The organism is Kribbella sp. NPDC050820 (assembly GCF_040653975.1).
Taxonomy (GTDB): domain Bacteria; phylum Actinomycetota; class Actinomycetes; order Propionibacteriales; family Kribbellaceae; genus Kribbella.
The window spans coordinates 1-14,361 of record NZ_JBFAHB010000049.1 but is presented as its reverse complement, the minus strand read 5'-3'; the positions used below and the strand labels follow the sequence as shown (position 1 = coordinate 14,361).

General features: G+C 69.6%; 11 protein-coding genes. 6 read left to right on the top strand and 5 right to left on the bottom strand.

Annotated elements, in window-relative coordinates:
• Window positions 1-8 precede the first annotated feature (8 nt).
• Both AB0H36_RS32250 and AB0H36_RS32245 read right to left on the bottom strand, forming a co-directional pair.
• Window positions 9-902, bottom strand: a complete 894-nt coding sequence (locus tag AB0H36_RS32250; RefSeq protein WP_360532160.1) for a carbohydrate ABC transporter permease — start codon at window positions 900-902, stop codon at window positions 9-11.
• Window positions 899-1,765: an ABC transporter permease subunit gene (locus AB0H36_RS32245; RefSeq protein WP_360532157.1), complete on the bottom strand. Its 867-nt coding sequence runs from the start codon at window positions 1,763-1,765 to the stop codon at window positions 899-901. Before AB0H36_RS32245 ends, AB0H36_RS32250 begins: the two co-directional genes overlap by 4 nt.
• Before the next feature lie 519 nt (window positions 1,766-2,284).
• On the opposite strand from AB0H36_RS32245, the gene AB0H36_RS32240 reads away from it, so the two are divergent.
• The 5 genes from AB0H36_RS32240 to AB0H36_RS32220 all read left to right on the top strand — a co-directional run bounded on the left by AB0H36_RS32240 (window position 2,285) and on the right by AB0H36_RS32220 (window position 8,922).
• Window positions 2,285-3,316, top strand: coding sequence for a hydroxyacid dehydrogenase (locus AB0H36_RS32240; RefSeq protein WP_360532154.1), 1,032 nt, complete (start codon window positions 2,285-2,287; stop codon window positions 3,314-3,316).
• 77 nt (window positions 3,317-3,393) lie between these two features.
• Entirely contained in the window at window positions 3,394-5,319 is a 1,926-nt protein-coding gene (locus AB0H36_RS32235; RefSeq protein ID WP_360532318.1) for a DUF2264 domain-containing protein, read from the top strand.
• Window positions 5,279-6,376 carry a LacI family DNA-binding transcriptional regulator gene (locus AB0H36_RS32230; protein ID WP_360532151.1) on the top strand — a complete coding sequence of 366 codons (1,098 nt, stop codon included), beginning with the start codon at window positions 5,279-5,281 and terminating at the stop codon, window positions 6,374-6,376. Before AB0H36_RS32235 ends, AB0H36_RS32230 begins: the two co-directional genes overlap by 41 nt.
• A 158-nt stretch (window positions 6,377-6,534) precedes the next feature.
• Window positions 6,535-7,854, top strand: coding sequence for an ABC transporter substrate-binding protein (locus AB0H36_RS32225; protein WP_360532148.1), 1,320 nt, complete (start codon window positions 6,535-6,537; stop codon window positions 7,852-7,854).
• A gap of 60 nt (window positions 7,855-7,914) precedes the next feature.
• Window positions 7,915-8,922 (top strand): LacI family DNA-binding transcriptional regulator, encoded by a 1,008-nt coding sequence (locus AB0H36_RS32220; RefSeq protein ID WP_360532145.1) that lies wholly within the window; start codon window positions 7,915-7,917, stop codon window positions 8,920-8,922.
• A gap of 3 nt (window positions 8,923-8,925) precedes the next feature.
• On the opposite strand, the gene AB0H36_RS32215 is transcribed toward AB0H36_RS32220, so the two are convergent.
• Window positions 8,926-9,762, bottom strand: a complete 837-nt coding sequence (locus tag AB0H36_RS32215) for a hypothetical protein (RefSeq protein WP_360532142.1) — start codon at window positions 9,760-9,762, stop codon at window positions 8,926-8,928.
• A gap of 4 nt (window positions 9,763-9,766) precedes the next feature.
• A complete protein-coding gene (locus AB0H36_RS32210) occupies window positions 9,767-10,411 on the bottom strand; it encodes a hypothetical protein (RefSeq protein ID WP_360532139.1) in 645 nt (214 codons plus the stop codon).
• Between the two features lie 139 nt (window positions 10,412-10,550).
• Between AB0H36_RS32210 and AB0H36_RS32205 the strand changes: the two genes are divergently transcribed.
• Window positions 10,551-13,130 carry a DUF3376 domain-containing protein gene (locus AB0H36_RS32205; RefSeq protein ID WP_360532136.1) on the top strand — a complete coding sequence of 860 codons (2,580 nt, stop codon included), beginning with the start codon at window positions 10,551-10,553 and terminating at the stop codon, window positions 13,128-13,130.
• On the opposite strand, the gene AB0H36_RS32200 is transcribed toward AB0H36_RS32205, so the two are convergent.
• Window positions 13,105-13,929 (bottom strand): DUF3097 domain-containing protein, encoded by an 825-nt coding sequence (locus AB0H36_RS32200; RefSeq protein WP_360532133.1) that lies wholly within the window; start codon window positions 13,927-13,929, stop codon window positions 13,105-13,107. The two genes, AB0H36_RS32205 and AB0H36_RS32200, sit on opposite strands and share 26 nt — an antisense overlap.
• Window positions 13,930-14,361: the final 432 nt, after the last annotated feature.

Below are 14,361 nucleotides of genomic sequence, written 5' to 3'. Positions count from 1 at the left end.
GTTTTCTCCTAACCCTTGATGGCACCGGTGAGGACGCCCTTGGTGAAGTAGCGCTGAAGGAACGGGTAGACGCAGAGGATCGGGACGAGCGCCACGACGACGACCGCCATCTGCACGGCCTGGATCGACGCCACCGCTTCGCCGGGGGACTCGGCGCCCGCGCCGACCGGCTGCCCCTGCAGCACGTAGAGCCGCAGCACGAGCGGCAGCGGCCATTTGTCGGTGTCGCTGAGGTAGAGCAGCGCGTTGAAGAACGCGTTCCAGTGCCCGACCGCGTAGAACAACGCGACCACGGCCAGCACCGCCTTCGACAGCGGCAGCACGATCCGCAGCAGGATCGCCAGGTCGCCCGCGCCGTCGATCCGGGCGCTGTCGATCAGCTCGGCCGGGATGTTCTGGAAGAAGTTGCGCAGCACCAGGAAGTTGAAGGCGCTGACCAGGCCGGGCACGATCAGGGCGGCGTACGTGTCGTAGAGGCCGAGCTGCTTGACCAGCAGGAAGTTCGGGATGATGCCGGCGCCGAACAGCATCGTGAACAGTACGGCGGTCAGCACGAACCGCCCGCCGACGATCGGCCGGCTCAGCCCGTACGCGAGTCCGATGGTGACGACGAGGTTGAGCGCCGTACCGATCACTGTGATGCCGGCGCTGACCAGCAGCGCGTGGCTGACCACGCCGCCGGCGAAGATGGTCCGGTACGCCGCCAGCGTCGGCTCGGTCGGGAACAGTGGGATGATCCCGCCCCGGCGGACGATCTCCGGTTCACTGGCGAAACTGGTCGCGATGATGTTCACGAACGGGTACAGCACCAGCAGGCAGACGACGACGATCGCCAGCGCCTTGAACGCCAGCCCGGCTCGCGACGGCGGCTCCATCCACGGTGGCCGCTGAGACGACTTCATCGGCGGTAGATCCCTTCGTGGCCGAAGCGGTGGGCGAGTTTGTTGGCGCCGAGGATGAGGACGAGGCCGATCAGGCCCTTGACCAGGCCGACGGCGGCGGCTGGTCCCCACTGGCCGTCGAGGACGCCGTGGAAGTAGACGTAGGTGTCGAGCACCTCGGCGGCATCCGCGCCGACCGCGTCGCGCTGCAGCAGGATCTGCTCGAAGCCGACCGACAGGATGCTGCCGAGGTTGAGGATCAGCAGCAGCAAGGTGACTGGGACGATGCCGGGCAGCGTGACGTGCCAGAGGCGGCGCCAGCGGTTCGCGCCGTCGATCGCGGCCGCCTCGTAGTGGTCGGTGTCGATGTTGAGGAGGGCGGCGAGGTAGATGATCGTGCCCCAGCCGGCGTCCTTCCAGATCAGCTGCAGGGTGACCAGCCACGGGAAGAACTCCGGGCTCGTCATCAGGTCGACCCGGGGCAGGCCGAGCTCGCCGAGCACCTGCGGGAGCAGGCCGGTGCCGCCGATCAGTTGCTGGCTGATCGAGATCAGGATGACCCAGCCGATGAAGTGCGGCAGGTACACGACGCTCTGCACGAACCGGCGGACCTTCGAGCTCAGGATGCTGTTGAGCAGCAGCGCGAGGCCGATCGGCGCCGGGAAGAACAGCACGAGTTGGAGCAGCGCGAACTTCAGGGTGTTGAGCAGGGCGCGGTAGAAGTCCGGCTCGGCGAACACGGCGAAGTTGCCGAGCCCGACCCACGGGCTGCCGCGGAAGCCGAGGTACGGCTGGTAGTCCTGGAAGACGATCACGTTCCCGAGCAGCGGCACGTAGTGGAACACCACGAAGAACAAGAACCCAGGCAGCACCAGCAACAACATCGTCCGATCCCGCCGCAACCGAACCCCCAACGACAACCGCACCCCCGAGCCCCCCGACCCCCGCCCACCCGACGCGCCCCCACCCCCAGCCGAGCGCCGCGCCGAACGACGCCTAGCTGACGCACCCACATCCCCACCCGACCCGACGGACGCGCCGCCAACGGAGGCCGGTCCGCGCCGAGCCGCACCTCCCCGAGACAACCCACTCGCGCCACCCGCCGAGTCGCGGCCCGCTGGGCTGACGTCGGCGTGCGCGGAGTCGTGGGGAGTTGGAGTGGCGCCGGGGTGCGCCGAATTGGGGTCGGCTGGGGTGGTTGGTGGGGGAGCCGAGGGGGGTGCGGGGTGGGCCGGGGGTGGGCGGCGGGGCATGGTCCTCCTCGATAGTAACCGTTTGCTGTGGGGATGAGAGCTCAACTTAGGGACGGGTTTGGTTGGTGTCAAGGGCGTTCGGGAATCAGCCTTGACCGGGCTGGCGACGCACGTCTACGGTTTTCTGTAACCGTTTACTAGGAGTGATTCGTGCCGAACCATCACGCCGCCACCCGGATTCCCACCCTGGTGGCGATGCCGGAAGCGACCTGGGCGCAAGTTGTCACCCCGCCGGTGCGGGACCGCCTCGAACGCGTCGCGGAGCCGCTCGGCCTGCAGGACGGCGTACCGGTACTGCGCGAGTCGTTCGAGCCCGTGCGTGCCGAGCTGGCCGAGGCGGAGGTGCTGCTGACCGGTTGGGGTTGCCCGCCGATCACCGCGGACCTCCTCGACGCCGCGCCGAAGCTCCGGGCGATCGTGCACGCGGCCGGCACGATCAAGACCTTCGTCGACCCGGTCGTGTTCGAGCGCGGGATCGCGGTGAGCTCGGCGGCAGCGGCCAACGCGATCCCGGTCGCGGAGTTCGCGCTCGCCGCGATCGTGCTGGCGGGCAAGCGCGCGTTCCGCCTCCGCGACTGGTACCGGACCGTCGACGACAGCCGCCCGTTGCCGGGAGCACCGATCGTCGGCAACCTCGGTACGACGATCGGCGTGCTGGGCGCGTCGCGGACCGGCCGGCTCGTCCTCGAGCGGCTGCGTGGGCTCGATGTCGACGTACTGGTGAACGACCCGTATCTGAGTGAGGCCGAGGCGGCTGCGTTCGGGGCGCGGTGGTGTGATCTGAAGACGTTGTTCAGTGGCAGCGACATCGTGAGTCTGCATGCTCCGTTGCTGCCGGAGACTCGGGGGATGGTGTCGGCCGAGTTGCTGGCCGCGATGCCGGATGGGGCCGTTCTGATCAACACGGCACGGGGTGGGTTGATCGACCACGGGGCACTCGAGCGGGAGTGTGCTTCGGGGCGGATCGATGCGGTGCTCGACGTCTCCGATCCCGAGCCGCTGCCGGCCAGCTCTCAACTCCTCCAGCTTCCCAACGTCTTCGTCACGCCGCACCTGGCCGGTGCCATGGGCAACGAAGCGGTCAGATTGGGGGAGGCCGCGGTGGCGGAGATCGAGCGGCTGGCCGCCGGACTGGACCTGGCCCACGGCATCGACTGGGCAGACCTCGGACGCATCGCATGACAGCCACTCCCCAAAACCAGCGACCGTCCCAAGGCCAGTCGCCGTCGCCGGACGGACGGTGGTTGTCGGGCGGGGCGGTGGAGGAGCGGTTGCCGGGGGCGGATCGGTTGCCTGTCGGGCGGCGGCCGTCGGAGGGGCTGCGGTTGCCGGCGCCGGATCGGGCGTTGTCTTCGCGGACGGGGTATACGCGGGGGACCTGGCTGGCGGTGGCTGATCACCTGCTCGACTCGTTGGGCCCGTGGTTCACGCCTAGTGGGGCGCAGGTTCGGTTGCCTGGGCGGGGGAGTTGGTCGGGTGCGGACTGCGATGGTTTGGAGGGCTACGCGCGAAGCTTCCTGCTGGCAGCGTTCCGGATCGCGGCCACCGAGGGCGACGACCGGCTGGTCGAGCGGTACACAAGAGGCCTGATCGCCGGGGCGGCCGGCGAGTGGCCGCGGCTGACGCCGTGTTCGCAGCAGATGGTGGAGGCCGCCGCGATCGCGGTCGGGTTGCACGAGTCGCGGGCCTGGCTGTGGGACCGGCTGGACGGGCCGGACCAGCAGAAGGTGGTCGACTGGCTGTCCGGGTTCGTCGGCTCCAAGACGTGGGACAACAACTGGCGCCTGTTCCAGGTCGTCGGAGAGCAGTTCCTCGCGTCCGTCGGAGCGCCGTACTCGCAGGACGACATCGACAGCGGCCTCGACCGGATCGAGGACTGGTACGTCGGCGACGGCTGGTACACCGACGGCGACGGTCAGAACTTCGACCACTACATCGGCTGGGCGATGCACCTCTACCCAGGACTCTGGACCCGGATGGCCGGTACGGCGGCCGACGAGCGACTGACTGTCTATGGCGACCGGCTCCGGCGGTTCCTGGAGGACGCAGTCCACCTCGTCGGCGCCGACGGCGCGCCCGTCCACCAGGGCAGGTCGCTGTGCTACCGCATGGCCGCGGCAGCGCCGTACTGGATGGGCATGCTGTTGGACGCCTCGCCGCTGACGCCGGGCCAGACGCGGCGGCTCTGCTCTGGCATGTTGCGGCACTTCGTGGACCACGGTGTGCCGGACGAGCGTGGGCTGTTGTCGCTCGGGTGGCATCACCACTTCCTGCCGGTGACGCAGTCCTACTCCGGACCGGGGTCGCCGTACTGGGCGTCGAAGGGCTTCCTAGGGCTGTTGCTCCCGGCCGAGCATCCGGTGTGGACCGACCGCGAGGAGGCACTGCCGATTGACGAGGACGATCAGGTCCGGGCGATGCCGGCACCCGGCTTCCTGCTGCAGGGCACGCGGCACGACGGCATCGTCCGGCTGCTCAACCACGGCAGCGACCATGCTGCGCCCGGTGAGGGCGAGCCGCCTGCCGACCACCACTACGACCGGCTCGCGTACTCGAGTCGCACCGGGCCGGAGCTGACGGCCGACCGGATCGACAACCACGTGGCTCTCGTCGGTCCAGACGGGACCAGCCAGCGTGGCAGGATCCGGCGGATCGCGGTGGACGGCCGACGCGCAGCCTCCTGGTGGAAGGTAGGCGCTTCGCGGATCGAGGTGGCATCAGTCGTCCTCGGCCGGGTCGAGGTCCGGTGCGTCCTGGTCGACGGGCCCGGCGGAGTGACGATTCGCCACGGCGGCTATGCCATCGCCGACCAGCAGCGGCCGGAGGCGACCACCGCCGGCACCTGGGCCCAGACGGTCCGGACCGATCGCCTCACCTCGGTGGTCGTCGGACTCCATGGGTACGACGAAGCCGGCGTACGGCTGGGCCTCGACACGAACGCGTTCGGGCCGCACTCGGCGACGCCGTACCTGGTCCGCCGAGAGCATCCCGGCGGTCCGGTGCTGCTGGTGTCGGCGGTGGTACTGTCCGGCGACACGGTGTGGCCCGAGGCTCTGGCCGAGGCGATCGAGGTCGAGGTGGACGGGCTGCGCTGCGTCATCCGGATGGCGGGAGGACCTGAGGAGGCGGAGGAGGTGGTGATGGATGGCGGCGGAACCCCCGCGGCCGCGGGCGAAACGTCGTGACCCCGACGCGGCCCGGACCATCCGGGACGTGGCGAAACGCGCCGGCGTCTCCACGGCCACCGTCTCCAGGGTTGTCAACGGCAACTATCCGGTCGCGGCGGCGACCCGGGCCTCGGTCGAGCGCGCGATGCGCGAGCTCGGCTACGTGGTCAACGCGCACGCCCGGGCCCTGGCTGGATCGACCACCCGCGTGGTCGGCATCGTGGTGAACGAGATCGTCGACCCGTTCTTCGCCTACATCGCCCGCGGCGTCCAGTCCGAGGCGGTCGCCTCCGGACGGCTCTGCCTGGTCTGCTCGACCCAGGGCGACCAGTCGGCCGAGCTCCGGTTCGTCGACCTGCTGCTGGAGCAGCGCGCGGACGCGGTGATCCTGGTCGGCGGCGCGGTCGAGGACAAGGAGTACTTCGCCGCGGTCAGCCAGCGGGCCCGGCAGCTCAAGGCGGCCGGCTCGAGCCTGGTGCTCTGCGGGCGACCGGGACTGTCCTCGGACCAGTCGGCGTACGCGGTGGAGTACGACAACGCCGGTGGAGCGGCGGCGATCACCGACCACCTGCTGAACGCGGGCCACACCCGGATCCTCTACCTCGGCGGCCCGACCGCGCTGTCCACGACGACCGCTCGGCTGCGTGGTTTCGAGCAGGCGCTCCAGGCGCGCAAGATCCCGTTCGACCCGGCGCTGGTCCGCACCGGCGCGTTCGGCCGGCAGTGGTCGTACGAGCAGACGCTGCGCGCGCTCGACGACGGCCTCGACTTCACCGCGGTCTTCGCGGCCAACGATATCGTCGCGGCCGGCGTCTACGCGGCCCTCCGCGACCGCGGGCTGTCGGTCCCGGACGACGTCTCGGTGGTCGGGTACGACGACGTGCCGGTGGCGACCGAGCTGCAGCCGGCGCTCACGACCGTCCGGGTGCCGCTGGAGGAGCTCGGCCGGGCGGCGGTCCGGGCCGGGCTGTCCGGGCAGGACAAGAACGCGGACCCGTTCGCCCACCAGCAGCCGGTGGTGACCCTGGGCACCGTCGTCGTGGTCCGCGACTCCGTCGCCCCACCACGCTCCTGACTCTCACTCTCTGTGAGTGATCGGCGGGGTTCGCTCCGTGACCGGTGTCTCAGTGTGACCGCGAGGTGCTTGACACAACCGGTTGGGACGCTCGAAACTCAGCACACTTTCGCGATCCGAGAGCGCTCTCAACTCCGTCCAGTTCCAGGGAGCTTTCCATGCGGCCCAGTGCCGGCTGCCGCCCCGTCGCGGCACTCCTCGCCTGTGGCGTCCTGCTGCTCGCCTCCGCCTGCGGTGCAACCGGCACGACCGATGCCTCGAGCAACGAAACGGACGGTCCGCGGATCGAGCTGACCATCGCCACCTTCAACGAGTTCGGGTACGACGACCTGTACCGCGAGTACGAGGCCCTGCACCCGAACATCAAGATCGTCCAGCGCAAGGCGCCCACCATCGACGCCCACGTCAAGAACCTGGACACCAACCTGGCCGCCGGGTCGGGGCTCGCCGACATCGAGGCGATGGAGATCAGCTGGATCTACAACTACCTGGCCAAGGCGGACAAGTTCGTCGACCTGCGCGAGTACGGCGCCGACGAACTGAAGGATCGCTGGCTGGACTGGAAGGTGTCCGGCGCGACCACACCCGAGGGCAAGATCATCGGCTACGGCACCGACATCGGGCCGGAGGCGATCTGCTACCGCAAGGACCTGTTCGCCAAGGCCGGGCTGCCGACCGACCGGGCCCAGGTGGCCAAGCTGTTCCCGGACTGGTCGTCGTACTTCGCCACCGGGCGGAAGTTCAAGCAGCGGGTGCCGGGCTCGGCCTGGTACGACTCCGCGGTGCTGACCTGGGAGGCGATGCGCAACCAGCTGATCCAGGCCTACTACTCGAACCAGGACCGCTACCTCGGCGCGGAGAATCCGCTGCTGAAGCGGACCTGGGACCAGATCGTGCAGGGCAGCGCGGACGGCCTGTCGGCCAAGCTGCCGGCCTGGAGCGACGCCTGGAACAAGGCGTTCCGCACCGACGCGTTCGCGACCATGGCCTGCCCGGGCTGGATGCTCGGCGTGATCCAGGACAACGCGGGCACGTACGGCCAGGGGAAGTGGGACGTCGCGGACGTGTTCCCCGGCGGAGGCGGCAACTGGGGCGGCTCGTACCTGACCGTGCCGAAGCAGTCGCCGCAACCCGAGGAGGCGGCCCGGCTGGCCGCCTGGCTGACCGCGCCGGAGCAGCAGGTCAAGGTGTTCAAGAAGGTCGGCTCGTTCCCGTCCACACTCGACGCGTACGACGACCAGCAGGTGAAGAGTCAGGTCAACGCGTACTTCGGCAATGCACCGGTCGGCCAGATCTTCATCAACCGGGCGAAGAACGTCTTCCTCAAGCAGCACAAGGGTCCGCGTGAGGGCGAGATCAACCAGATCTTCAGCGCCGCGCTGGCCCGGGTCGACGAGGGCAAACAGGCCCCGCAGGCCGCCTGGAAACAGGCTCTCGACCTCGCTGACAAAGCCGCCAACACGAGAACGAAGGGCTGAGCGATCAGACCGGGAAAGTAATACGGTGTGAAGGTCAGTCAGTCGTCCAGAGGAGGACCGATGAAGGACTCTGGTTCTCCGACATTGGAGCAGGTCGCGGCGCTTGCGGGAGTCTCGCGCGCCACGGTGTCGCGGGTCGTGAACGGGTCGCCCAAGGTGCTTCCGGACACCGTGGCTGCGGTCGAGCGGGCGATCGGGCAGCTCGGCTACGTGCCCAACCGGGCCGCGCGGGCACTGGTCACGCGCCGCACCGACTCGGTGGCGATCGTCGTACCGGAACCGGACAGCCGGGTCTTCTCCGACCCGTTCTTCGCCGGCATCCTGCGCGGCGTCAGCCTGACCCTCGCGCCGACCTCGTCGCAGCTCGTGCTGCTGATCGAGCCCGCCGAGGGGGACGACCAGCGCCTGCTGCGCTACCTGCGCGGCGGCCACGTCGACGGCGCGATCATCGTCAGCCACCACGGCCGCGACAACGTGCTGCAGGAGCTGGCGCAGTTGCCGCTCCCGATCGTGTTCAGCGCCCGGCCGCTGGGTGTCGACGTACCGGTGGCGAGTGTGGACGTGGACAACGTCGCCGGCGCGCGGACCGCGGTGGAGTACCTGCTGTCGATCGGGCGCCGCAAGATCGGGACGATCGCCGGGCCGCTGGACATGACCGCCGGACTGGACCGGTTGACCGGCTACCAGGAAGTGGTGAAGGAGGCCGGGCTGACCGAGGCCGTTGCCTTCGGCGACTTCACCGCGGACGGCGGCGAGCAGGCCGCGCTCCGGCTGCTCGACGAGTTCCCCGACCTGGACGGGCTGTTCGTCGCCAACGACCTGATGGCGACCACGGCGCTGCGGGTCCTGTCGCAGCGCGGCCGGCGGGTGCCGGACGACGTCGCGGTGGTCGGGTTCGACGACTCGGTGATGGCGACCACCACGACGCCGAAGCTGACCACGGTCCGGCAGCCGGTGGAGAAGCTCGGCGCCCGGCTGGCCGAGATCCTGCTCGCCAAGATCGGCGGTGCGGACCTGACCAGCCCCGAGATCTACGACACCGAACTGATCATCCGCGACTCGGCCTGAGCACTACGGCGGATCGTTCTGGAACTGGAACTGCACGCGCACCGAGCTGTCCAGCGGTACGACGACAGTCGTGTTGGACGCGTTCCACTGCTGCGGCACCAGGAACAGCCGGTCGTCGCCGACCACGAGCAGGCGTAGCCCGCGGTAGCGGTAGTTGAAGGTCTGGCCCGCACCCGGCCGCAACGCGGTCTCCTCGAGCCCGGGGGAGCGCAGCGCGAGCTTCTCCTTGGTGTCGAGGATGACGACCGGGAACTTGTCCAGGTTCTCCGCGTCCGCCTTGGCCAGGCCACGCCCGGAGTACTGCGCCGTCGTCGCCGTCGCCCAGAACGCGCAGGTGACGGTGACGACCACGAGCAGCGCGATCAGCGCCGTCTGGCCGCCGTGCTGCGGGTTCAGCTTGCGCCGGACATAGGTGAGGTACGCCAGCGTGGCCGCCGCCAGACCGATCACGGTCGGCACGACGAGGGCGTAGTACGGAAGCTGTCCGATCAACGGGAAGGCCAGCAGACCGATGACGCCGATCAGCAGGAGTACGACGGTCGCCCGCGAGGCCCGCCGTACGCCGACCTCGGTCGGGTGGATCGCATTGTGCACGAGCAGGCCCGCGACCGCGAGCAGAGTCATCACCAGCAGCGGAACGAGCAGCGGCTGCGGGCTGCGCATCACGTACTCCTGCGTGCTCAGGCCGACCGTGTCGACGTCGATCCCGAAGTACTCGTACTGCGATCGCGCCGACACGTAGCCGAAGTAGAACAGCAGCGCGGTGATCAGCGTGACCAGCGGGAGTACCTTCCCCGCCAGACTCAGCCAGCGCTCGAGCTGGGAATCCTGCTCCGCCATCCGGTCAGCCGCCCGACGGTGTCTCGACGGGCGTCTCGGGTGTCTCCGTGGGCGGATCGGTGGGCGGCTCGGTGGTCGGGTCGGTCGTCGGGGTCTCGAGGACGCGGGGCTCGAACTCGACCCTGTCCTGGTCGTCGTCGACCAGGCTGTTGCAGTAGTCCTGGGTCTCGCAGGTCGCCTCGATCGGGATGATCAGCCGGACGTTGCGAGTGCTGTTGGCAACCTGCCGGGCGCCGACGTAGCAGGTGCTGAGCCTGTCGGTCTTCCACTCGACGTTCGCGCAGGGGGGCTGCTCGTCGCCGTCGCAGGCGGACTGGTCGAGCTCGAAGACCCCGGTGGGATCGAGCGTGGGCGTGCCGAGCTTGAGCGTCGTGCCCGCGGGCAGTGGGTTCCGGCCCAGCCAGTTGACGTCAGCGCAGTGCTTGACGCCGTCCTCCCTGGGGCTCCCGCCGCCGATCGGAGCTGTGGCGATCGAGATCGCCGGTTGGCGGCGGGTGGGCTGGGTGGTCTCCGGTGTGGTCGGATCGAACGACGGCTCGCCGGTCGAGGTGGTCGGCGCCGGTGATGGCGAAACCTCGCCGCTGGGCGTGTCGTCACAGCCGCCGGCCAGCAGGGCGACAACTGCGACCGCCAAAGCAGCTCTGCCCATGACGACCACCCCCAGCTACAGAATGACGCCGCTTGGTGCCTCGGACAACGGCTGATTGCACCCTTTTGTTCACTCTCTGCTGCGACGACTGTCCATGCTCGTCACCATTTGGTATCCCTGTCACAAACGAGGGGGTTGCATGACCGATCACGAGGTCCGGATCGCGTTGGTGCTGAACGGCGGGGTCAGCCTGGCGGTGTGGATGGGCGGGGTGACGCACGAGCTGGACCTGATCCGGCGTGCGTCCGGCCCGGCGGGGTCACCGGCGTCGCAGCCGTACGACGAGGTGCTTGCGGAGCGGTGGCGGGAGCTGTGCCACCGGGGTGAGGAACGGCGGCGGGTCGTCGTGGACGTGATCGCCGGGACGAGTGCCGGCGGGCTGAACGGGTCGTTGCTGGCGACAGCGATCTCGAACGGGTCGACACTCGACCCCGACGGCGAGCACGGGCCCTGGCTGCGCCAGAAGTGGGTCGGGCTCGGGTCGCTCGAGGTCGGGAAGCTGGTCCCGTCGGTCGACAAGCCGAGCTCGGTGCTCGACGGCGAGTACTTCTTGGACGAGCTCGACGAGCTGATCAAGGGCGTCGCGGAGGCCGGCGAGTCGACTGCCGAGGAAGCGGTCACGCTCTTCGTCACCGCGTCCGGCCTCGGCGTTCAGCAGTTCGAGGCGACCGACGCGGCCGGGCAGTGCTTCGTCGTACCGGATCACCGCTATCTCTTCCGGTTCACCAGTGAGCAGACCGCGACGTACGACGGCCAGACCCGGACGTTCTCGGTCGCGGACAAGAACGAGCTGACCAACATCAAGTTGCTTGCCCTCGCCGCCCGGGCCTCCGCGTCGTTCCCGGCCGCGTTCGCGCCGGTCCAGGAGACGCCCAAGCTGGCCGGCTCGCCGCCGCGGTTGCAGCCCAAGATGGCCGAGTCCGGCGCCTGGCTGGTGGACGGCGGCGTGCTGGACAACGCGCCGTTCGGGCCGGTCCTGGACGTCGTCGCCCGGCGGCCGGTCGGTGGCCGTGCGAGTCGCTACGTGCTGTACGTCGTACCGTCCGCAGGCGTCGGCCATGCGGCGACCGAGCTGGTCGGCACTGACGCGCCAAGCTGGCGGAAGGCGGCGTTGTCGGCCGTACAGTTTCCGCGCGAGGTGGACTTCCGGTCCGACGTCGAGCAGCTCGAGCGGCTGCTCCTGGAGGCGGACGCGTCCTGGTCGGACACCCAGCGGCTGTTCGACCGTTGCATGGAGCAACCAGCCGAGCGGGACCGGCTGCGGGAGGCGGCCAAGGCCCTGCAGCCGACGTACTCGCGGGGCCGGGCGGCCGGCGAGGTGTGGGAGGCGGTGACGATCGCGAGTCAGGACCAGAGCACGGTGCTGGACGCCGCGACCGCGCTGTCGGAGCAGGACATCGACGAGATCCTGGCGACCGAGCACCCCTGGGTCCCGGATCCGGACGGCTCGACGAAGCCGTTGCACACCGATGCCGAGGGTAGGCCGAGCTGGCTGTGGGGGACCGGGGCGGCCGAGCGCGTCGTACGGCTGGTGCTGCGCTCGTTGCGGACGAAGCTGGACAGCGCCGACGTGCCGCAGCAGGAGGAGTTGGAGCATCGGCTGCAGGCGACGAGCGACTGCCTGCTGAAGACGCAGGCGGTCCGGGATGCGCTGTCGGGACAGCTGGCGAACGCCGAGCTGGAGCTGAAGCTGCCCGGTGGCGCCGAGACGGTCGCGGTCGCGCTGAGCGACATGTTCGAGGACCTGCAGGTGCAGCGGGCGCTTGGGGAGGCGTTCGCCGATCTGGTCGTCGCAGTCGGCTGGGAACTGGTCGAGACCGCGCTCGAGGTGGAGATCGTGTCGCGGTGTACGTCGGCCCGGACGCCGCAGCAGCGCAGTGCGCCGTTCCAGTTCGTCCGGCTCGGACCTGACATCCCGCTGACCCTGCTGGACGATCTGCAGGAAGGATCGGTGGCGAACCTGCTCAAGGACCGGATCCTCTACGGCACCCAGGTCGGGCACTTCGGTGCCTTCGGTGCTGCGGATTGGCGGCGCTGGGACTGGCTGATGGGCCGGCTGCACTGCGTCGCGCACCTCGGCGCCCTGCTCGGCGCCGATCCGGACTGGATCCGCGAGACCCAGCAGCAGGTGTTGCTGGCCGAGGACTGGAAGGTCGAGAAGGTCGCCGAGCGGGTGCAGCGGCTGGCCGACGACTTCCGCGACGCGACCGTGCTGTCCGCGCTCACCACGATGCGCGACGAGCTGAACCAGTCCGCCGAGGGACGGGCGACCACGAAGGGTCTGGCGGACCGGATGGTCCAGGTCTCAGTCGCGCTCGGCGACCAGCCGAGCAGCTGGGTCAAGGCCATGGCCGACCGCAAGCACCAGCCGAAGTCCTGGCTGCTGGGGGCCGCGCGATGGTTCACCGAGCCGGCGCGGACCACGCTGTGGGAGCGGCTGATCCGCAATCCCAAGCTGACGCCGGCCAAGCAGCCGCTGCTCTTCCAACGGTGGTTGCCGCTGGCAGCCATCGGGCTGAGCATCGCCCTCTTGGTCGTCGCAGGCCTCGTCGACGTGGCCGCCGTACGCATCATCGCGGCTCTGCTCGCCGGGCTCGTCCTGGCAGCGGGTACGGCGCTCGGCGTCGTGACCTGGTACGTCGGACGGGTCCGCAACCGGATCCAGAGGTGGATCGCGGCGAAGATCCCGAAGATCAGTCCAGAGTCACGAAGTCGATGAGCTCCTCGACCCGGCCGAGGAGGGCCGGGTCGAGATCGGCGTAGCTGTTCACCTTGGACAGGATGTGCTTCCAGGCCGCGGCCACGTCGGCCTGGTCGGTCGCGGGCCAGCCGAACGCCTGCAGCACACCCTTCTTCCAGTCCTGCCCGTGCGGGATCTTCGGCCAGGCCTTGATCCCGACCGAGGACGGCTTGACCGCCTCCCAGATGTCGATGAACGGGTGCCCGACGACGAGGACGTGCCTGTTCGTCACCTGCGCGGCGATCTTCGACTCCTTGGAGCCTTCGACCAGGTGGTCGACGAGGACGCCGAGCCGGCGGCCGGGACCGGGCTGGAAACGGTTGACGATCCCGGGCAGGTCGTCGACGCCTTCGAGGTACTCGACCACGACGCCCTCGATCCGCAGGTCGTCACCCCACACCCGCTCGACCAGTTCGGCGTCGTGCCGGCCCTCGACGTAGATCCGGCTGGCCCGCGCCACCTTCGCCCGGACGTTGTCGACGGCCACCGAGCCGGACGCCGTCCGGGTCTTCTTCGCCGGTCCGGCCTTCTTCGGCGCCTTCAGACTGACCGGCTTGCCGTCCAGCCAGAAGCCGGGCCCGAGCGGGTAGGTCCTGATCTTGCCGAACCGGTCCTCGAGGTCGACCACGCCGTGCTCCCAGCGCACGACCGCCCCGACGAACCCCGAGCTCGGCTCCTCGACGACCATCCCCTTCTCGAGCTCCACCTCGACGGTCCGCCCGTTCTTGGGCTTCCGCCAGTCTCCAGCCAGCACGTCGTTCCCATACCGATCAGCCACCGGACAACCGTATGTCGTACGCCCCGCCTGACAGCTCAGCCACACACCACGCGCGGGCTTTCGGGGGGTGAGAGTTCGTTTGGTGGGGCGGCTCCGGGGTGCGGGTTTGCGGGTCAGCCGGTGTCGTGGCGCAGCTCCGGGGTGCGGGTGTGCGGCGGGGTAGGGCCAGTGTGGTGGCGCGGCTCCGGGCTGCGGGTGTGCGGGGTTAGCCAGTGGCGCGGCTCCGGTGTGCGGGTGTGCGGGGTTGTGTGGTGGCGGGGCTCCGGTGTGCGGGTGTGTGCGGCGGGTGTAGAGCCGAGCGGCACCGGCTGCCGATCGGCCGCCAGTGTGGGGGCGCGGCTCCGGGCTGCTTGATCGTGCTAGTCGTGGTGGTGTGCGTCAAGGGCGCCTTCGGCGTCCGCTGCGCGGATCTTCGACCCATGACCCACACCA